Raw genomic sequence first — 19224 nt, forward strand, 5'->3', positions numbered from 1 at the left:
TCTCGGACATTGCATGCGGAGCTGTCCAAGAACTCCGGGCCGGCCGCGCGAGGCCGCAGGGGTCCGCCGGGTTCCGGCTCGGTGAGCGACCTGGCCGGCTAGTCGTTGACGCAGGTGTTGCCCGCCGCAGGATTGAGCACTCCGATGACGTTCACCGTGTTGCCGCACACGTTGACGGGGATGTCCACCGGGGCCTGTACGACGTTGCCGGACAGCAGACCGGGCGAGCCCGTCGCGGTGCCCACGGCTGAGTCCTTCGCCTCGACGGTCAGGGTCGTGGGGTCCGGGAGATTCAGGCCGACCGTGGTGATCCCGGCAGGGCGGTTGACGTAGGTTCCCGCCTCGTCGGCGGTGACATTCACCGTGACCGTGCAGGACTCCGTGCCGACGGCCAGGTCGCCGCCGTCCAGAGCCACCGACGAGCCGCCCGGCTCAGCGGTGACGGTGCCGTCGCCGCAGGTCGTCGACGCGTTCGCGTCCGAGGCCACGCTCACGCCGTCGGGCAGGCTGTCGGTGAAGCCGAAGTCGTTCTTCGCCGCCAGTTCACTGGTGTTGGTCACCGTCATCGTGAGCGTCGAGGTGTCACCCTCGTCGATGGTGGCGGGACTGAACGCCTTGTCCAGCTGCGGAGTCGCATCCAGGATCCGAATGTTGTCGAAGGCGTGGTCATTACCGCCCCAGCTGCCTTGCCCATTGACCATCTTGATGCCCAACTCGGTGCCGTTGAAAAGTACGGCCCTGTCGCTGGCGAACGACCCGGCCATGAGCCCACTTCTTCCTCCCGGGTAGGGGTGGGAGTTGGGGTCGGTGCAGGGATTGATGGGGGTGGTGAAGGTCGGGATGTCCGGACCGCCGCCAGTGAGGTAGAACTTCAGCAGCGAATCCTCGTAATTGCAATTATCTGCCGCTACGTCCACCGCGAAGGTGAAGTAGCGGTTCGGCTTCGCGATCGGGATCGGCTGCTCGGTCCGGAATTCCACCCGGTCGGCACCAGGGTCTACATTGTCGCTGTACGCCGATACTGCGTGGTTGGCCGGCGGATTCGTCCCGCCGATCTGCCCCAGCACATCGGCCATGTCCTTCAGCTGCGGCACCCACCGGCAGCCAGGCTGATCAGCACCGGTCCGGCTCAGGATGATGCCGTTGCACTGTCCGTGGTCAAGCCACGCTGGGTCGGCCGTGTACGTCTCGTTCAGCGGTGGAGCCCCGACGTAGTCCTCCAGGAAGACCGGGGTCTCGCCTGCCTGCTCGAAGTCCTCGAGGAACACCGTGGCCGGAGCCTGCGGGACCCCCGGAGTGCCGGGGGCGTGAGTGACGTTCACACCCGCCGGCGTGACCACGGCCTGGGCCTGACCGGCCGGCGGAGCACTCGCGATCGCGAGAGCCACCACAGACACCGATGCAGCGCTCCAGGAAAGCTTCACTGCGGAAATTGCCACCACCTCGTTTCCAATCACCACAGCGCATAGGGAACAACGGTGGACATGGACAGTCCAATCCACTTGCATGCACGCTGAAATACAGGGCGTTCAAATTTCAGCACACGCACCCCGGAACCCGAAGGCCGGCGAGCTGGGCGATTGCATTCCTCACTGCATTGGTCGAGCTGAGAATTAACCCTATGAGGCGATATCGGAATTCCATAAATGCAACGAGCGGGACCTTTCTTGGGCCCTTCCCCTTCTCCGTGGGATAAATAGGATTTTTCTCCTGGCGGCGGCCCGGATTGCCGTCCGGCAAGCGGGGCGTACCGCCGTATGGCCCACGTGGGGTTTTGGGAAGGGAAAGGCGGGCTGCTTGGGTGGTGGCGTCGCCCGGACCACGGGACATGCGCCCCCGGCCGGCCACGGCCGGGCGACAATCCGCCCCCCGACTCGGGAGGGGGCGGACGGCTGGGTTTGCCCGCACTGCAGGCCGGGATGCGCGGGGCCCAGTCCGGCAAGAGGATCGGTGTGCGAGTGAACGGGATTCGTTGTTCGACGACTTTGGGAGTCACTTCGCATACTGCGACGGTGATCAATGTCGATGAGTTCGGGAGTCACTCACCGCCCCTGGCGGTATCAGCGCCTAGCTTCGTCACAGGGCCCGGTGCCGGATTCCGGGTTCGACTCCCATCGAAAGGATTCAGCCCTTCATGGATGACGACAGCTGGGTCGAACGAGGCCAGAAGATCGGCACCACGAACGAGCTGCGGGAGTACGTCGCCGCGATCCGCGCAGAGGTGCACCACATGCAGACGGGGCTGGGCCGCGCCGCGTGGGGCGTGCTCAAGGGGCGTTCCTGGCTCGACACTCCACGTGACGAGCGCTTCGACCACGCCGACGTTCTGCGCGAACAGTTGGACATGACCGTCACCCCGGCCGGGATGGCCGCCAAGGACGCCGTGTACCGGCAGTCGCTCGCGGCTCTCCTCGTCGCCCTGGACGCGGTTGAACGCGTGACCCTCACCGCCTGGCTCGCCGACATCAACGCCAAGGACCCCGACCGGCCGGTGTGAGCCTCGCCCCGGGTTCTCCCCGTGGTTTCAGGACGGACCGCGCGGGGTCCGCCCTCGATGTCGAAGATTTCGGGTGTCAGCAACCCGCATCGCGTAGCGGTCTCCCGCTTGTCGCCCGAGGCCATTGCCGTCAAAACGCTCCGGACCATCCCGGTCCGAGGCGTTTTCCCTGGTCACGCTTGTGCGCCCGGCAGGGTTCGAACCTGCGACACCCGCTTTGGGAGCGTGGTGGGGCGGGTTGGGGTCTGACCTGCGGGATGCAGACTTCGGCGTCTGCTGGTCGTGGCCCCCGTCAACGGCCGCAGTTCCCCGTGAGTCCCCGCCCGATCTGGCGCGGTTGTGGCACGAGGCACTTCTGACCGGTGCGTTGGTCTCTGTGAGTCCGTGCTCGTCCGACGCGGTGTGCTGCGGTTGTCACGCAGTTGGACCACGCGGCTCTATGAGCGAGATTGTGCTCTCGTTCGTCGGCCAGATCATCACCGCATGCAGCCTCGCCCGGTCTACATGTGCTCGGCAATGCGGACAGCGAGTTACCCACCGATGATGCCGGAGGTGGTCACCGAAAAAGGGGAGGGTCGCTGCTTGAAGTACGTCCACCCGCCCGTCGCATACTCGGCATCGCCAGCCGCGTCCCCACTCGGTGAGCATCACCCCGAACAACTCTTCGCGGGTCCACGGAGCAGCACCGCTTCCTGCGTCGGGCAGTTGCGACAGTTCAGGCCAGACCGCGATATAGGGCAACAGTGAGTCACTTCTTCTCACATGCAGCAGAGCGGGCCGAAAGCGATCGTTGCACCGCAACTCGTCGGGGATGGCGAGACCCGGGTTGATGGGCAGGCTGTCACCGGATGCGTAAATGGTCACGTCCGCCCAGGGGCCCAGAACAACCGTCTGCATACTGACCCCCTTCCTGTTGGGGCTCGGGATTGGAGCCTCGTCCCTACCAGGTCGATCGTGGGGGCCTGTCGATGTCGGTCAGCCCGCTCCGTACTTCGGCCGGCGGGCTACTGAGGTTCGGCGTTGACCAGCATCGTTCGTGCCGGTTGGTGTCAGGCGCTGCTGTCAGGAATCGGGCTGCCCTTGACGTGCGTCCGTATCCCCGTTTGTAGTGCGTCGAGCTCTCACAGGCCTGCCGAGGACCTGAAGCACCGCGCCGAGCACGACGAGAATCAGGGCGACGGTGGCGAGGCCGGCGGCCACTTGATAGGACCATCCGACCAGCCTTGGTACTCCGTTCAAGGCCAGGCCGCCACCCATCGCGATGGCACCCCAACCAGCCATCAGGTGATGCCGGTACTGCGCTGCTCTCCAACCGCTCAAGGTCAACGTTCCCGCGGCTGCCATCAAGCATCCGCAGGCCAACATGATCCACGCTGTCATGGCACTCCTCCGCCGGGAGGGTACCGCGCGGTCGGCGGAGTCTTGATGCCACCCTGACCGCCGCCTCAACTCCTGGCGAAACCGCGAACTTGCGCGAGAGAACCGCACCGAACTGGAAGCCTTCGACACCGTGGGGGAGTGGTGACCGTGGAACGGTTGCTCACGCGTCCGTATTCGTCGCGTAAGTCTGCTCAGCACTGCGAAGCTGCCCGGTCGCAGGGTCGCGGTATCGAGCCTGCCAAGGACCGGACTTGAGTTGCCGGACCGAACCAAAGCGCCGACGGTTGCCCTTCCTGTTGGCCATCAGACGGCCCTCCGAAGGCCGGCCGAGCGAGGAGTGACCGGCTCAAAGGTGTGGGCGTCGATGAAGGCGGTGACGGCTCTCTCGGGGATGCGGATGTGTCGGCCTGGCCCCCTCGGACCAGCCAGGTCTGCGGGGCGACGGCCCGGACGGGCTGGGGCTCACATCTCAAATCGGTTCAGGCGAAGGGCATTTAGCCAGTCCCCGTTAGGCTCCCTCAGCCTCGGCACGCGCCGGGGCTTCTTGTGCGGGGTGCTCCCAGGCGGGGCACCGGGGGGTGGGCGAATGATGAATGCTTCTGCGGTCGGAAGACGGGTCGTTGCGGCGGCGGGTGTCGTGTCGGTGCTGGCGCTGACCGGCGCGTGCGTTGCGGACAGCGGGGACGATGCTGGGGGACGTAAGAAGTCTGCGACCGCCGGGTCCGCCTTGCCTGCGAGCTCGGCGCCGCAGCAGGCATCCGGATCGCTTGCCTCCGCGGCCGGGAAGGGGCTCGACCAGAAGGGCCTCGACCGCCTGGCGCTGACCGCGCACGACGTCCCCGGCTATACCGTCGACACCGTCACGGGCAAGGGCAGCCCGGTGGACCACGACGTGCTCGCGACCTACCGCGCCGTCACGCCCGCGCTTTGCCGACCTGTCTACGCGGCCGCACAGCTGGGCAGCCTGCACGACTTCACGGCCCAGGTCAGCCAGGACGTCGTGTCCGCCTCCGACGATCTCGGGCAGCACGCGAGTGTCGACCTGACGTCCTACACCCTTGCCGACGCCCGAACGGTGATGACCGAACTGCGCGCAGCGCTTCCGAAGTGCGCCACCGCCGAGATGCGCCCGTCCGCTGCCCACCCCGGTGCTGGGCTGGGGTATTCCGGTACCCGGTCCCGGTCCGTTTCCGGTTTCGGCGACGAGACACTCGCTTTCGACGCCACCCAGTTCGTCGATGGCGGGGGACCCAGCATCCCCGTCACCGTCCTGGTCGTCCGCCAGGACTCCACCATTGCCACCTTCCTGTCCCTCGACCCCTTCCAGCCCTCCATTCCCCAGGACATCGTCGACGCGCAGCTGAAGAAGCTCGCCTGACCTCGTCGGGCGGGGGGATGACGTACGCACCGCGGTTCACAGCACACCTTCGGCCAGGGGATCCGGCCTCCACGCAGCTGTAATGGCACGGGTGTGGCACGACCCCGGATACGACGAAGGGCCGGCCCGGGAGGAAACCTCTCCTGAGCTGCCCCTTCTCTCTGTGCCCCCGGCAGGATTCGAACCTGCGACACCCGCTTCAGGAGTTCGATCAACCGGGAGCTACTGCATGTTGTGGTGAAGAGTGCGGTGGCGTTGCGGACTGCTGGGAATCGTGGAGGTACGCCGTCGTTGATGTCAGCTGTGGATGTCAGGCAGTCCGGGGCACGATGCTCACCGCGCGGTAGTCGTACCCGTCCTGCTTGAAGCCAGGGGCTTCCCATGTGAGGTCGACCTGCTGTCCGGCCGACAGCGTGCGGAAGCCGGTCGCCTGGATGTCGGCGTAGTGGCCGAAGCAGCCGCCGGGGGTCTCGGGGGAGTCGAGAACGCCCCACCCCTGCTCGTCGTCCCACTCGCGGACAGTCGCAGTCACCATGGAGGGAAGCCTACGGCTTCCACCACGCAGACGCGCCTGGCGCATAAGCCTGGGAATCACCGCGCTTCTGACGGCCATTGACCATCCGAACAGCAGCAGCGGGCGCCAAGAGATGTCCTGGGGCTCGCCCCTGACACCCGCTGTTGACCGTGGTTTACCGGCTTGACGGGCACGGATCGGGCACGCCGGTGAGCACCGCTTTAGGAGCGAGGCGGGGCGATCACATGCGTGACCTGCGGATTCCGTACCCGTGGGCAGAGTCCGGCCGAGGTCACCCCTGGGGACCCCGGTTCCCCGTGAGTCTCCGTCCGTTCTGGCACGCGAGTGGCACGGCCACAGGACCGTTCCTTGGGCTCCCGCGATGCGAACTGCGGGCGGTGCGGTCGCTGAGGGCTGCTCGGCTGACCATGATCGGCTCGTAGACAGCACGGTCAAGATCCGGCAGGATCGGCGGATGTTGAGGTGGGAACGGCCGGTGGTGGTCGCCGTATGCGGGTCCCCGGGGGCCGGAAAGACCACCGTTGCCTGCGCAACGGCGCGTCGCCTCGGTGTGCCGTTCCTGACCCGGGATGAGATCAAGGTCGGTCTCGGGCTGTCCTCCGCCTCCGTCGGCAAGGGCGGCGGTGTTCAGCTCAACCCGGACTTCCACATCGCCGGCGGTCCTGTGAGCCTCCGCGCTGAGGCCGTGATGGTCAACGCAGCCCGGCTCTTCGCCTCCTCAGGGGTGAGCTTCGTCGTGGAGTCCTCCGTGTTGTCGCACAAGCTGCTGGATGCGCTACTCGCATCTGACGCCCGAGTGCTCGCTGTTCACGTCGTCGCCCACGAATCGGTCATCGACGAGCGCCTCCGCGCCCGAGCGGCCGAAGGCGGGGCAGTCGACCGACAGCTCTCATCTCAGTTCCAGCGAGGCGAGATGAAGCGGTCGATTTTCGATCCGCCGGGTGGAGTCGATGTCGTCGTTGAAGTCGACACCTCAGATGATGGTGATCCGGACATCGAACCCATCGAGGCAGCCGTCGTCGCCCTGATTCGGTGACCGAACGCCGCTCAAAGGTCCCTAGTTTGGAAGACCTCGTATGCGGACGGGGCCTGACCTGCGGAGACGCTGACCTGCGGCTGAGCTGCCAGGTCCCCGTGGTTCCCCGCTGCGTTCCTTTGGTTCGGGCACGCGGCGGGCAGGCTTACATCAGCTTGTTGATCAGGGGCGTGAGGGCTGTGATGACGCCAGCTGCGGCCGTAAGCCCGTCTGTAACGGGGCACCCCGGACAGCTCTCATTTTGACTGTCCGGGCGGTTGTCGCAGGTCAGCGCCCAAACCGGACAGGCGGACAGCTGGGACACTGGTTATCCCTGGTCGAAGCCCATGAGTGGCTTCGATCAACGCGGGTGGCGGGAGCGAAGCCGTGGGAGCACCGACCGTCTGGTGGTCCGTATTCGTGCCGGGGGCTGTTCGGGTACCCGACGTGGCGTGACGGTCCATCGGCACGCCGCTCGGGCAGTCTGGGTGGTGGAGGTGGATCTTTGTGGCGGACGAGGACGCGATGCGCCGAACGCCGGCGGGTGGGGACTCGGTGGGTGGGGCGATCTTGGATGCCTTGTTCACTCAGTCACCGGTGGGGCTGCATGTTCTGGATACGGAGCTGCGGGTTGTGCGGGTCAACGCCGCCGCGTGGGCCATACGCGGTGTGCCGGTCGAAGGCCTGGTCGGGTTGCATTTCACCGAGGCATATGCCGGCCTGTCCGCGCCCGACGAGGTGGAGGCAATGCTCCGCGGTGTGCTGGAAAGCGGTGTGCCCGTGCGCGAGCATCTGGTCCGCAGGCGGTTGGCAGCCGAACAGGGGCGGGAAGGAATCGGGTCGGTGTCGGTGTTCCGCCTGCAGGACCCGCAAGGGACGGTCCTGGGACTGGCTGCCACGGCGGTCGACGTCACGGAACAGGAACAGGCGCGTGCCCGGAAGCGTGTCCTGAATGCCGTGCGCGAGCGTGTGGGCCAGACCCTGGACGTGATCGCCACCTGCCAGGAGCTGGTGGACACCTTGGTGCCCGGCTTTGCCGACATCGCCATGGTGGACATCGTGGATGCCGTGGTACACGGCGAGGAGTCCCCGACCGGGCCACTGGCTGAGGATGTTGCTCTGCGCCGTGCCGCCTACCGCGCCCGCGACGGCCTGCAGGCACAGGACCATCCGGTGAGTGACGTGCGGAGTCTCAACTTGCTGCCCCCCTACGCGCAGGCCATGAGCGACTTTCGCCCCCGCCTCGTGCCCGTGAGTCCCGGCATCCCGTGGCTCGATGCTGCCAGGGCCGGGGGGGTCCGCGCAGTCGGAGCGCACACGCTCATCGTGGCGCCGCTGGTTCTGCGCGGAACGGCCCTGGGAGTGCTGAGCCTCATCCGCGCTGGCGGGTCCGATCCCTACGACGAGGACGATGTCGGCCTTGCTGCCGATGTGGCTTCCCACACCGCCTTGTGTATCGACAACGCCCGCCGGTTCACCCGCGAGTACACCATCGCCGCGACAGTCCAGCGCCACCAGCTCCCCCGCTGTCCCGCCTCACACAGCACCCTCGAAACCGCCCACCTGCACGTGCTCGGAGCCAGCGGCGGGGGTGGCTGGTTCGACACGATTCCCTTGTCCGGCGCCCGCACCGCCCTGGTCGTCGGAGAGGTCACCGGCCGCGGCATCCAAACCGCCACCACCATGGGGCAACTGCGCACCGTCATCCGCTCTCTGGCCGCACTGGATCTGCAACCCGACGAGCTCCTCGCACGCCTCAACGACACCGCAGCCTTCCTGGCAGCAGAGCGCGCGGCTCTGCACCCCAGCGACCCCCCGCACCCGCAACCGCTCTCCGCGAACTGCGTCTACGCGGTCTACGACCCGGTCACCCGCACATGCACCTTCGCACGGGCCGGGCACACCACACCCGTGATCATCCGCCCCGACAGCAGCACCGAGGTCCCGGACAGCACCCCAGGGCCGCTCCTGGGCAGCGCGGAAGGTCCCCCCTTCGCCGCCACCACCACCGACGTCCCCCACGGCAGCATCCTCGCCCTCTACACCCCCGCGATCCTGCCCGCACCCCCCGCCGATTCCGACGGTGCCCCCGCACGCCTGCACGACGTCCTCGCTCAACCCGACCGGCCACTCCAGCACCTGTGCAACGACATCCTCTACACCCTGCGCAGCAAGGACCGCCCCGGCGACGCCGTCCTCCTCCTCGCCCGCACCCGGCCCTTCCCCGCCCACTCCCTGGCCACCTGGCTCCTCGACCACGACCCCACAGCAGCCGCCACCGCCCGCGCACACACCCGCCGGACACTCGCAGACTGGAACGTGAACGAAGACACCGCTTACGCAGCCGAACTGATCGTCAGCGAACTCGTCACCAACGCGATCCGCTACGGCGCCCCACCCCTGCAGCTACGCCTCATCAAGAACCGCACCCTCACCTGCGAAGTCCACGACGACAGTGCTACTTCCCCCCGCCTGCGCCACGCCCGCACAGTCGATGAAGGGGGACGCGGCCTGTTCATCGTCGCTCAACTCGCCCAAAGATGGGGCACCCGCTACACCACCGAAGGCAAGACAGTCTGGAGCGAACAGACCCTCCCCACTCCGGCCTCCCCGCACTCTGAGCCGACAGCCGAGTCCGTCCAATAAACGGTGATCCGTCCCTGCCGGGCATGATGCGAAGCCGCACGGACGGGTGGATGCAGAGGTCATCGATAGCGGCCGATGTTCGTTTCGCGCCACGGTGGGGTTTGCCGCTGCTGACCGTGGTTCTCGCCGCAGATGGTGCGACGTGGTGCGCGTGCTTCGGTCATTCGGCTTCCGCCGCAGCCGACTCCGCCGTCCTCCGCGTCGTCCGGCTGCACGATGCCCGGCACGGCTGCGCGAGGCTCCTCACCGCGGCCGGGGTCGCGCCCCGCGTCGTGATGGCGATCCTCGGGCACAGCCAGATCAGCATCACCATGGACGTCTACACGCACGTCGTCCACGACACGCAGCGCGAGGCCATCAGCCACATGGACCGGCTGCTCAAGAGGCGCCCGGCCGTGAGCGACCGCCCTCGTTGATGTCAAAAACTGATGTCAAAGGCCCCGGACCATGATCGGTCCGGGGCCTTTTGCCTGGTGCCCCCGGCAGGATTCGAACCTGCGACACCCGCTTTAGGAGAGCGGTGCTCTATCCCCTGAGCTACGAAGGCGGGACGGCAGTCCAGGACAGGGTAGCGGATGAGGCGCAGGGGTGATGGAGGCAGGCGGGCGGTGTATCGGCAAAGGCGCTGCCGGGCGCTCGCACGGTGTAGGGAGCGGGGTGTCTTGACGGGGCATGGGGGCGGGCATAGCGTCACGAAAGTACTGAGCAAGCGCTTAGAGAGGTCGTTCGTGCCGCACACCGACCCGATCCCCGCCGGCCCGGCCCCCGACGCCGGTGCCTTGTCCGCTGCCGCCCGCATCGAGGCGGCGCTGACCGGACCCGGAGCCCCGTTCGCCGTCGTGCGGTTGCAGGACGGCCCGCAGGCCGGGGCGCTCGTGTACGCGGACGGGCCGAGGACCCTCCGCGAATTCGTGGAGACCACCTGGGCCTTCGGGGACCAGCCGTTCCTGATCGCCGCCGGGCGCAGCTACTCGTACGCGGAGTTCTTCGCCGCCGCGTCCGCGCTGGCGTGCCGGCTGACCGAGGTGTACGGGCTCCGCCCCGGCGACCGGGCCGTCGTCGCGATGCGCAACCACCCCGAGTGGCAGATCGCCTTCTGGGCCGCGCAGCTGGCCGGTCTCGTCGCCGTGCCGCTCAACGCCTGGTGGACCGAGGACGAGTTCACGTACGCGCTCGACGACTGTGGACCGAGGGTGCTGCTGGTGGACGGGGAGCGGCTGCCGCGCGTCTCCGCGTGGGCGGAGAAGACCGAGGCGCGCGTGGTCGTCTTCCACCACCGGGACGGCGAGGTTCCGCAGGGGGCCGAGCGATACGAGGACCTGCCCGCGCCCGACCCGCTCGCCGCGCCGCCCGAGGTGGAGATCCGCCCCGAGGACGATGCGACCATCATCTACACGTCGGGCACCACCGGACGGCCCAAGGGCGCCGTGGCCACCCAGCTCGCCCAGGTGGGCGCGGCACTCAACCCGCGGTTCCATGCGACCGCTTCCGCACTCCGCCGCGGGATCATTCCGGGACAGGGGCCCGCGCCGGTCACCCTGATGACCTTTCCGTTCTTCCATGTCGCCGCGTTCACCTCTTTCTACGCGGCCATGGCGGCGGGCGGGGCGCTCGTGCTCATGCGGAAGTGGGACGACCAGGAGGCGCTGCGGCTGATCCGCGAGCACGGCGTCACGCACTACGCGGGCGTCCCGGCCACGGCGCTCCAGCTGCTCGCCGCCGCCGAGCGGGCGGGCGACGAGCTGGCGAGCCTGCAGATGCTGAACACCGGCGGGGCCGCCGCTCCGCCCGACCTGGTGGCGCAGCTCACCGCCCGGTACGGCGAGCGGATCGAGCCGCGCAACGGCTACGGCCTGACCGAGACCTGCGGCGGTGTCCTGGCGAACTTCGGCGCCGACTACCGGCTGCACCCGGGCAGTGTCGGCCGGCCGACCCCCACCACCGAGGTGCGGATCGCCGGTCCGGCGGGTGAGGCGCTGCCCGAGGGGGAGATCGGCGAGCTGTGGCTGCGCGGCCAGTCACTGGTCCGCGGCTACTGGCACAACGAGGCGGCGACGGCCGAGGCGTTCACGGACGGATGGTTGCGGACCGGCGATCTCGCGCTGGTGCGTGACGGGCGGGTGAGCGTCGTGGACCGGCTCAAGGACATGGTGATCCGCGGCGGTGAGAACGTGTACTGCGTGGAGGTCGAGGCCGTGCTCCACGATCATCCGGACGTCGAGGACGCGGCGGTGCTGGGCGTGGCGCACCCGGTCCTCGGCGAGGAGGTCGCCGCTGTCGTCCGGCTGCGGCCCGGTGCCACGGTCACGGCCGACGAGCTGCGGGCGCACGTAGGGCGGAGCCTGGCCGCGTTCAAGGTCCCGGCCCATGTCCTCGTACGCGAGGAGCCGCTTCCGCGTAACCCGACCGGGAAGATCCTCAAGCGTGAGCTGCGCGGGCCGGTCGACGACGAGGTGCGGGGGAGGGGGGCGAAGAGCGGGTAGCAGGGGGATGTGATCAGGAGCGGGTGATGCGGACCCGGTAGTTGCCCTTGGAGTCCTTGCCGACCACCGATATGCGTATCCCTTCGATCGGGTCGGTGAACGTCTGGCCGGGCTGGAACGGGGCGTCGGAGAGCTCGGCCTGCACATTGGGAGAGCGTGTGCAGCCTCTGCTGCCCTTGGTGCTGTCCGCGACGGAGATCGGCCCCTGGCCGGTGTCCACGTCGGAGCGCACCTTGTAGATGAGTACGCCGGGCCTGCAGACCGCCCCGTCGTTGCCCGCCTGGGTGCGTACCTCCACCGCGTAGCCCGACTCCGCGCTGAGCGGTACGAAGGCCAGCTTCAGGCCGCCCCGGGTGGCCAGCGGCCCGAGGACGCGATCGGTGGTGCCGGATTTGGAGGCGCAGCTGATCTGGTTGTTGTCGAGCCAGCCGAGCTTCCACTTGTGCCAGCCGAGCAGATCGTTGTTGGCCCCCCAGTCCTCGGACATGATGTCCCAGTGCCCGACCGAGCCGCCGCCCTCCATGGTGTAGAGGTCGGGCAGGCCGAAGACATGACTGTTCTCGTGCGGCAGGACGCGGTAGCCGGTCTGCGCGTACGACCCGGAGCCGTCGTCCTGGCGGCTGTAGATGAAGGACGTGTTGGCGAGCGGGACGCCGTCCGCGAGCGGGGCGTCGGCGTTGCCCGAGAAGGTCACGGACAGGACGGTGTCCAGTGCGGAGGGTCCGGCGTTCGGTGTGACCAGGACATTGACCAGGTCGTACTCGCGGAAGTCCACCTTCTGGTCGGCGATGGCCACGATGTCCTGGACCAGATGGCGGTAGCCCGGTTCGTACGGTGAGCCGCGTTCTATCCCGTACGCCGAGAACGGCAGGGGCATCCGCAGCCAGCTCTTCACGGGGGCTTCGGGCCGGTAGATGAGCCGGCCGTACGAACTGGTCCGGAACCAGGCGGTGGTCTGCGGGAAGAATTCGGCGAGCCGGTCCATCGCCGACCCGAGTCCCGGCGCGTCCGGGAAGTCGATCATCAGGTTGAGCGCGTGCACCTCGCCGGTGGACCGGGAGTAGCCGGCCTGGGTCGGCATGCCCTCCGACATCTGCACGCCCATCGTCGCGGTTATCCGGCACGGCCCGAGCCCAGCCTGCTCCGCGGTGGCCACCGGTCCCGCGGAGGCGGGGCCGGAGAGGGAGAGCGTGCTGCTGGCCGAGGCTGTGGCGGCGATGACCAGCGTGGTTGCCCCGGCGAGTGCGAGGGTGCGGCGGCGACTGGGTATCCGGTGGCGGGGCTGCTGCATAGAGTCGCCTTCCGGGGGTCCGCGGCAGCCGACGGGCCCTGGCTGCGCTCTGCTGATCACCCTCTGGCGGGCGGTGCGCGGCCGCGCGTTGGGTGCGCCGATCGGTGGATTCTCCGCTCGATCGATGTGACGCAGGTCACATCAAAGGTGGGAAATAACCGGGGACCCATTCCCCGTTTGAACCCGTGTCCCCGCGAAACGGGGAGGCGCTCCCCGGTTGTACGCATCCGGGTCGCGCAAGAGCCAACAAGAGCCGGAAGGGAAGGGGCTGCCGTCGTGGAGACCGTCACTCGCATCGCCGCCGACACCGACACCGGGACGGCGGCGCGCCGCACGTCCCGCCCGCGGGCGGACGCGCTGCGCAACCGGGAGCGGATCGTGACGGCGGCGCGCGAGATGTTCGTCGAGTTCGGACCGGACGTGCCGCTCGACGAGGTCGCCCGCCGTGCAGGCGTCGGCAACGCCACGCTCTACCGGAACTTCCCCGACCGGGCCGCGCTGACCCATGAGGTCGTCCTCGCGGTCACCTCCCGCATCACCGGCCGTGCGGAGGAGGCGGTGGCCGAGGAGGCCGACCCCTTCGCTGCGCTCAGCCGCTTCGTCCACGCGGCAGCCGACGAGCGCATCGGGGCGCTCTGCCCGATGCTGTCCGGCGGCTTCGACAAGTGCCACCCCGAACTGCTCGCCGAGCGTCGCCGCCTCGAAGAGGCCGTCGAAGGGCTCGTGGCGCGCGCCATGTCCGCGGGGCGCCTGCGCACCGACATCGCCGTCGGTGACGTACTGGTCGGCCTCTCCCAGCTCACCCGGCCGTTGCCAGGCACCGCGTGCCTGGACATCGACCGGTTCACCCACCGTCATCTCCAGCTGTTCCTGGACGGCCTCGAGGCTCCGGCCCGGTCCGAACTGCCCGGTACGGCGGCAACCTTGGAGGATCTGCGGCGCCGGCCATGAGGCCCGCGCCGGGCTGCTGAAGCAGACGCTGTCCGGCTGCGTGTCCGACGCGCCCTCACCACCCCCACCTCACGACCGACCTCACTCCCACTTCTGCCGGCTCTCTCCCTTCGCACATTTCACCCTCACCGTTCACAGGCCGGGACGTTCTGCGTTCACGGTCACGGTTCACGACCCTTCGCGTCCACGCGCGTCCTTAGGTGGCTACTTCCATGTCAAAAACTGCTGATCCACGACTCCCTGACCCCAGCCGCTGGAAAGCGCTGGCCTTCATCGCGCTCGCGCAGCTGATGGTCGTGCTCGATGCCACGATCGTGAATATCGCGCTGCCGCACGCACAGACGGCCCTGGGCATCACCGATGCCAACAAGCAGTGGGTCATCACGGCCTACGCCCTCGCCTTCGGCGGACTGCTGCTCTTCGGCGGCCGGATCGCCGACCTGTGGGGCCGTAAGCGCACCTTCGTCGTCGGTCTGATCGGCTTCGCGCTGGCCTCCGCACTCGGTGGCGCGGCGCAGAACCAGGGCATGCTGTTCGGCTCACGCGCGCTCCAGGGTGTCTTCGGTGCCCTGCTCGCTCCGGCCGCGCTCTCGCTGCTCGCCGTGATGTTCACCGATGCCAAGGAGCGCGCCAAGGCGTTCGGTATCTACGGTGCGATCGCCGGTGGCGGTGGCGCCGTCGGCCTGATCCTCGGCGGCTTCCTCACCCAGACGCTGAACTGGCGCTGGACGTTCTTCGTCAACATCCCGTTCGCCATCGTCGCGGCCGCGGGTGCGTACTTCGTGATCCGCGAGCCGGTCGGCAGCCGTAACCGCTCGTCGCTCGACATCCCGGGCGTGGTGCTCTCCGCGCTGGGTCTGGTCTCGCTGGTGTACGGATTCACCCGTGCCGAGTCCAGCGGCTGGTCGGACCCGCTGACCATCGGCATGTTCGTCGCGTCCGGTGTGCTGCTCATGTCGTTCGTCCTGACCGAGGCCAGGGTCAAGTCGCCGCTGCTGCCGCTGCGCGTGGTGATGGACCGCAACCGTGGCGGTGTCTACCTCTCGCTGGGGCTGGCCATCATCGCGATGTTCGGGCTGTTCCTCTTCCTGACGTACTACCTGCAGGTCGTGAAGGGGTACTCGCCGATCAAGACGGGGTTCGCCTTCCTCCCGATGATCGCGGGCATGATCACCGGTTCGACGCAGATCGGCGCCCGGCTGATGACGCGGGTCGCGGCCCGCAAGCTGATGGGTCCGGGCTTCCTGACCGCCGCCGTCGGCATGCTGCTGCTGACGCAGCTGGAGATCGGTTCCTCCTACCCGGCGCTCATCCTGCCGGCGCAGCTCCTGCTGGGTCTGGGCATGGGTACGGCGTTCATGCCGGCCATGTCGCTGGCCACGCACGGGGTCGAGCCGCGGGACTCGGGCGTGGCGTCCGCGATGGTCAACACCTCGCAGCAGGTGGGCGGCGCGATCGGTACGGCGCTGCTGAACACGATCGCCGCCTCGGCCGCCACGGCGTACGCCACCTCGCACGCCGCTCTGGCCGCGACGGACCCGAAGCTGCTGAAGCTCCAGGCGATGGTGCACGGCTTCACGGGGGCCATCTGGTGGGCGGTCGGCATCCTGGTGGTGGCGTCCGCGATCGCGGTGACGTTCATCAACGCCGGACGTCCTTCGGCGACTGCGGTGAACTCGGGCTCCGGCTCGGGGGATGCCGACGGGGTCGAGGACGAGTTCAAGGTCCCGGTCGTCGCGCACTGACGAGGGACGCGCGGCGTGGAGTCACATGAAGTGACGTGAACATGGGTCTGCCCCGGTTCCGCTCGGCGGAGCCGGGGCAGACCCGCGTCGGTACGCGGTGCGTCGGCAGGACTTGCCTAGCGCAGCCAGGGCAGGTCCGCGTCCGTGCCGTCCGGCTCCAGTCCGGTGGCGATTATCTGCATGATCTCGCCGAACGAGCGCACCTGCTCGGGGGTGAGCCGGTCGAACATCGCCTGGCGTACGGCACGGACATGACCCGGCGCGGACCGGCGGAGCATCTCGTAACCCTCGTCGGTGAGGACCGCGTTCTGCCCGCGCTTGTCGGACGGACAGTCCTCCCGTCGCACCCAGCCGTTGCGTTCCAGCCGGGCGACGGCGTGCGAGAGACGGGAGCGGGTGATCTTGACGTCCTTGGCCAGCTGGGTCATCCGCATCTGACGCCGGGGCGCCTGGGCGAGCTGGACGAGCAGTCCGTAGTAGATGTGCGGCATGCCGGCGTCGCGCTGCAGCTGGCGGTCGAGATGGTCCTCCAGGAGCGTGGTGGCCTGGAGGTACGAGCGCCAGATGCTCTGCTCCTCGTCGGAGAGCCAGCGGGTCTCGCCGGTGGGTGCCGTGGTCATGTGCTCCACTCTACGACCTTTTCTTGAAAGTTGAACTAGATAGAGCTAAGGTCTCCGTAGCTGGGAACTTGAAGCTTCAAGAAAGTGCTTCGGAGCATCGGAACTTCGAGGGTCCCGTAGAAGATTTATCTTCAGTAGCAGTGGATGGGGAGTGTCATGACTGTCACCGCGGAGCGGATGCCCGCCCTCTATCTTTCCCACGGTGCGCCGCCGCTGGCCGACGACCCGGTCTGGCCCGGCCAGCTGGCCGCATGGTCCGCCGACCTGCCCCGTCCCACCGCGATTCTCATGGTCTCCGCCCACTGGGAGGAGGCCCCGCTCGCCCTGGGCGCGACCGAGACCGTCCCGCTCGTCTACGACTTCTGGGGCTTCCCCCAGCACTACTACCAGGTGCAGTACGCGGCCCCGGGCGCCCCGCAGCTGGCGGAGAACGTACGCAAGCTGCTGCGCGGCGCCGGCACACCGGTCCAGGACATCCCGGACCGCGGGCTCGACCACGGGGCGTACGTCCCGCTGGTGGAGATGTTCCCGGGCGCCGACATCCCCGTACTCCAGATCTCCATGCCGACGCTGGATCCGCAGAAGCTGATGGACATCGGACGCAAGCTCGCGCCGCTGCGCGACGAGGGCGTACTGATCGTCGGCAGCGGCTTCTTCACCCACAACCTCGCCGCACTGCGGCACGCGGGCGGCGGCAACCCCGGCTGGTCGGTGGAGTTCGACGACTGGGGACACCGGGCGCTGCAGGCGCAGGACATCGACGCGCTGCTCGACTTCGAGCACAAGTCCCCGGCCGGCCGGCTGGCCCATCCGCGCACCGAGCACTTCGCGCCGCTCTTCGTGACGCTGGGCGCCTCGGAGGGCGAGCTCGACCAGGGGCGCAGCGTCATCGACGGGTTCTGGATGGGGCTCGCGAAGCGGTCGGTGCAGTTCGGCTGAGTGGTCAGAGGGCCGGCGGGTTCAGTTCGATCGAGCGGAGCGCGGCGGCCAGGGCGGGCGTGTCGCCGACGTCCAGTGCGGTGTCGGTGAACTTGATCGTGTGGTCGTCGCCGTGCGCCGCCGCCCGCGCGAAGATCTCGTCCGCGGAGGACGCCGACGGCGGTGCGGTGTACGGGGCGGGGTCGGCCGGGCTGTACGCGGCGGTGACCGCGGCGCTCGCGGCCCAGGCGGCGGCCAGGCTCCGGTGCCACAGGTCACGGGGGAGAGCGGGCAGCGTACGCAGCACGGCGTTGGGTGCGGTCGCGGCGTGCACCAGCATGATCGGTTCACCATGGCCGTGGGTGGTGTAGCGGTGCGTCGCGGCCCTGACCAGCTCCGCCAGCCGGGTGCGCGCCACGTCCGGGTCGTCCGCGAACTGCTGCGGCCACAGCGGGAACGCGGTGAGCTGTGCCAGCCGGTCGCGGATGCCGCCGCTCGGGTCGGCCACCGGCGGTACGGCGTCCAGCGCGGCCGCGGCACTCGGTGCGGGCACGAGCGAGGCAGGTGGGTTCAGCGCGGGCAGTGGCTGGTGGCGGGCGGCCCAGTAGCCGAGGCCGTGCGCGAGCTCGGTGATCCGGGGCGCGTTCGCTTCACCGCCGAGCAGGGTGCGTACGGCGTGGCCGACCCTGATCACGGGGTGGGTGGCGCCTGCGGCGATGCCCGGCAGCAGCCGCGGCCACCACTCGGTGAGGACGTCCTGCCAGGGGCGCCCGGCCGTCTCCTGCTCGAAGTACATCGTCCAGTCGGCGATCCTGCGCGGGTCGCCCAGGGCCTCGTGCCAGTTCTCCGCGGTGACCCGGGCCGCGGGGGCCGGCATGTCCTCCAGCTTGTGGCTGTAGTGGTCGAGCCAGCGGTGGACGGTCGGTGCCTGGCCGTGCCGTACGAGCGCCTCGACGGCCATCGGGCCGTGGTTGCTCAGCCAGCCGTTCCGCTCGGGACCCGCGCTGTGGAGCCGCTCCAGCGCCTCGTCGAGCGTGCCGGTGGGGTCGACCGGTGCCGTGCCCGGTGTGCCTATGAGGTCTGTCCTGCCTGTCGTGTCGGTCATGCCGGAACACGCTAGGCGCGGGGCCCGCCGCCCGTAACGGGCTGCGGACCTATGCTGCAGCCCCCGGGTCCTAGGTCTCCTGGCCCAGGGGCTTCTCGTACCAGGCCACGTCCCAGTACCTGCCGAACTTCCGGCCCACCTCGGCGTACGTACCGACATGGCGGAAGCCGAAACGTTCGTGCAGCCGGACCGAGGCGTCGTTGGGCAGGGCGATGCCCGCGTACGCGCGATGCAGATCCTCGTCCGCGAGGGCCTCGAAGAGCGACTCGTACAGGAGCGTGCCGATGCCCTGGCCGGCGGCCTGTGGCGTGCAGTACACGCTCACCTCCACCGACGTGGTGTACGCCGCTTTGGGGCGGAACGCGCTGCTGGTCGCGTAGCCCAGGACCGATGAAGGGCCGACAATGCGGACATCCCGAGCAACCAGAAGACGGTGCGGGCCGTCTTCAGGGTGAGAGAGCAGCCACGGCATCCGCTGTTCGGGTGTGAAGGGGACGGTGTCGAACGTGAGCGCAGTCTCACGGACGTAGTGGTTGTAGATGTCGGTGAGGGCTGCCACATCGTTCGCGACGCCCGGCCTGACCTGCACCTCTGTGCGGAGTTCCGGCATTTCCGGCATGAAGGCTCCCCTCTCGGCGCGACAGGGTACTGCATGATCGC

13 protein-coding genes, 1 tRNA gene and 3 pseudogenes are annotated in these 19224 nt (G+C 68.6%); 9 read left to right on the top strand and 8 right to left on the bottom strand.

Annotated elements, in window-relative coordinates; genetic code table 11:
- Window positions 1-98: 98 nt before the first annotated feature.
- Both OHA88_RS44675 and OHA88_RS26915 read right to left on the bottom strand, forming a co-directional pair.
- Window positions 99-248 (bottom strand): annotated as a pseudogene (locus OHA88_RS44675) (chaplin); the annotation flags it as partial.
- Window positions 249-314: 66 nt separating this feature from the next.
- A pseudogene (locus OHA88_RS26915) lies at window positions 315-1508 on the bottom strand (DUF7933 domain-containing protein); the annotation flags it as partial.
- Between the two features lie 626 nt (window positions 1509-2134).
- Here OHA88_RS26915 and OHA88_RS26920 point away from each other — a divergent pair.
- Together OHA88_RS26920 and OHA88_RS26930 are read left to right on the top strand one after the other, a co-directional pair.
- On the top strand, window positions 2135-2497 hold the full coding sequence (locus OHA88_RS26920) for a hypothetical protein (RefSeq protein WP_328627386.1): 363 nt from the start codon (window positions 2135-2137) through the stop codon (window positions 2495-2497).
- A gap of 1966 nt (window positions 2498-4463) precedes the next feature.
- Window positions 4464-5255 (top strand): hypothetical protein, encoded by a 792-nt coding sequence (locus OHA88_RS26930; protein ID WP_328627387.1) that lies wholly within the window; start codon window positions 4464-4466, stop codon window positions 5253-5255.
- A 310-nt stretch (window positions 5256-5565) separates the two neighbouring features.
- Here the strand turns inward: OHA88_RS26930 and OHA88_RS26935 are convergent, their stop codons facing one another.
- Window positions 5566-5790 carry a cold shock domain-containing protein gene (locus tag OHA88_RS26935; protein WP_266984645.1) on the bottom strand — a complete coding sequence of 75 codons (225 nt, stop codon included), beginning with the start codon at window positions 5788-5790 and terminating at the stop codon, window positions 5566-5568.
- A 361-nt stretch (window positions 5791-6151) separates the two neighbouring features.
- Here OHA88_RS26935 and OHA88_RS26940 point away from each other — a divergent pair, with 361 nt between their 5' ends.
- From OHA88_RS26940 to OHA88_RS26950, 3 genes and pseudogenes are all read left to right on the top strand, one after another.
- Window positions 6152-6826, top strand: a complete 675-nt coding sequence (locus tag OHA88_RS26940; RefSeq protein ID WP_328627388.1) for an AAA family ATPase — start codon at window positions 6152-6154, stop codon at window positions 6824-6826.
- Between the two features lie 504 nt (window positions 6827-7330).
- Window positions 7331-9451: a SpoIIE family protein phosphatase gene (locus tag OHA88_RS26945; protein WP_328629800.1), complete on the top strand. Its 2121-nt coding sequence runs from the start codon at window positions 7331-7333 to the stop codon at window positions 9449-9451.
- 179 nt (window positions 9452-9630) lie between these two features.
- A pseudogene (locus OHA88_RS26950) lies at window positions 9631-9867 on the top strand (tyrosine-type recombinase/integrase); the annotation flags it as partial.
- Window positions 9868-9922: 55 nt separating this feature from the next.
- On the opposite strand, the gene OHA88_RS26955 reads toward OHA88_RS26950, so the two are convergent.
- Window positions 9923-9998 (bottom strand) — tRNA-Arg (locus OHA88_RS26955).
- Window positions 9999-10179: 181 nt separating this feature from the next.
- On the opposite strand from OHA88_RS26955, the gene OHA88_RS26960 reads away from it, so the two are divergent.
- Entirely contained in the window at window positions 10180-11934 is a 1755-nt protein-coding gene (locus OHA88_RS26960; RefSeq protein WP_328627389.1) for a class I adenylate-forming enzyme family protein, read from the top strand.
- Between the two features lie 13 nt (window positions 11935-11947).
- Here OHA88_RS26960 and OHA88_RS26965 read toward each other — a convergent pair whose 3' ends face one another.
- On the bottom strand, window positions 11948-13225 hold the full coding sequence (locus OHA88_RS26965; RefSeq protein WP_328627390.1) for a M6 family metalloprotease domain-containing protein: 1278 nt from the start codon (window positions 13223-13225) through the stop codon (window positions 11948-11950).
- Window positions 13226-13501: 276 nt separating this feature from the next.
- Between OHA88_RS26965 and OHA88_RS26970 the strand changes: the two genes are divergently transcribed.
- Together OHA88_RS26970 and OHA88_RS26975 are read left to right on the top strand one after the other, a co-directional pair.
- On the top strand, window positions 13502-14176 hold the full coding sequence (locus tag OHA88_RS26970; RefSeq protein WP_326629564.1) for a TetR/AcrR family transcriptional regulator: 675 nt from the start codon (window positions 13502-13504) through the stop codon (window positions 14174-14176).
- 212 nt (window positions 14177-14388) lie between these two features.
- A complete protein-coding gene (locus tag OHA88_RS26975; protein ID WP_328627391.1) occupies window positions 14389-15921 on the top strand; it encodes an MFS transporter in 1533 nt (510 codons plus the stop codon).
- A gap of 116 nt (window positions 15922-16037) precedes the next feature.
- On the opposite strand, the gene OHA88_RS26980 is transcribed toward OHA88_RS26975, so the two are convergent.
- Window positions 16038-16550, bottom strand: a complete 513-nt coding sequence (locus tag OHA88_RS26980; protein ID WP_328627392.1) for a MarR family winged helix-turn-helix transcriptional regulator — start codon at window positions 16548-16550, stop codon at window positions 16038-16040.
- Window positions 16551-16697: 147 nt separating this feature from the next.
- On the opposite strand from OHA88_RS26980, the gene OHA88_RS26985 reads away from it, so the two are divergent.
- The gene (locus tag OHA88_RS26985; RefSeq protein ID WP_328627393.1) at window positions 16698-17480 is read left to right on the top strand and encodes a dioxygenase family protein; all 783 of its coding nucleotides are present in this window, start codon (window positions 16698-16700) and stop codon (window positions 17478-17480) included.
- A 4-nt stretch (window positions 17481-17484) separates the two neighbouring features.
- Here the strand turns inward: OHA88_RS26985 and OHA88_RS26990 are convergent, their stop codons facing one another.
- Together OHA88_RS26990 and OHA88_RS26995 are read right to left on the bottom strand one after the other, a co-directional pair.
- Window positions 17485-18564: a questin oxidase family protein gene (locus OHA88_RS26990; protein ID WP_328627394.1), complete on the bottom strand. Its 1080-nt coding sequence runs from the start codon at window positions 18562-18564 to the stop codon at window positions 17485-17487.
- 70 nt (window positions 18565-18634) lie between these two features.
- A complete protein-coding gene (locus OHA88_RS26995; RefSeq protein WP_328629801.1) occupies window positions 18635-19174 on the bottom strand; it encodes a GNAT family N-acetyltransferase in 540 nt (179 codons plus the stop codon).
- Window positions 19175-19224 lie beyond the last annotated feature (50 nt).

The sequence above is a fragment of the Streptomyces sp. NBC_00353 genome, assembly GCF_036108815.1.
Taxonomy (GTDB): Bacteria; Actinomycetota; Actinomycetes; order Streptomycetales; family Streptomycetaceae; genus Streptomyces.

Coding starts and splice junctions, on each gene's coding strand:
- OHA88_RS26920 (WP_328627386.1), top strand. CDS start 2,135: ATGGATGACGACAGCTGGGTCGAACGAGGCCAGAAGATCGGCACCACG.
- OHA88_RS26930 (WP_328627387.1), top strand. CDS start 4,464: ATGATGAATGCTTCTGCGGTCGGAAGACGGGTCGTTGCGGCGGCGGGT.
- OHA88_RS26935 (WP_266984645.1), bottom strand. CDS start 5,790: ATGGTGACTGCGACTGTCCGCGAGTGGGACGACGAGCAGGGGTGGGGC.
- OHA88_RS26940 (WP_328627388.1), top strand. CDS start 6,152: ATGCGAACTGCGGGCGGTGCGGTCGCTGAGGGCTGCTCGGCTGACCAT.
- OHA88_RS26945 (WP_328629800.1), top strand. CDS start 7,331: ATGCGCCGAACGCCGGCGGGTGGGGACTCGGTGGGTGGGGCGATCTTG.
- OHA88_RS26965 (WP_328627390.1), bottom strand. CDS start 13,225: ATGCAGCAGCCCCGCCACCGGATACCCAGTCGCCGCCGCACCCTCGCA.
- OHA88_RS26975 (WP_328627391.1), top strand. CDS start 14,389: ATGTCAAAAACTGCTGATCCACGACTCCCTGACCCCAGCCGCTGGAAA.
- OHA88_RS26985 (WP_328627393.1), top strand. CDS start 16,698: ATGACTGTCACCGCGGAGCGGATGCCCGCCCTCTATCTTTCCCACGGT.
- OHA88_RS26990 (WP_328627394.1), bottom strand. CDS start 18,564: ATGACCGACACGACAGGCAGGACAGACCTCATAGGCACACCGGGCACG.
- OHA88_RS26995 (WP_328629801.1), bottom strand. CDS start 19,174: ATGCCGGAACTCCGCACAGAGGTGCAGGTCAGGCCGGGCGTCGCGAAC.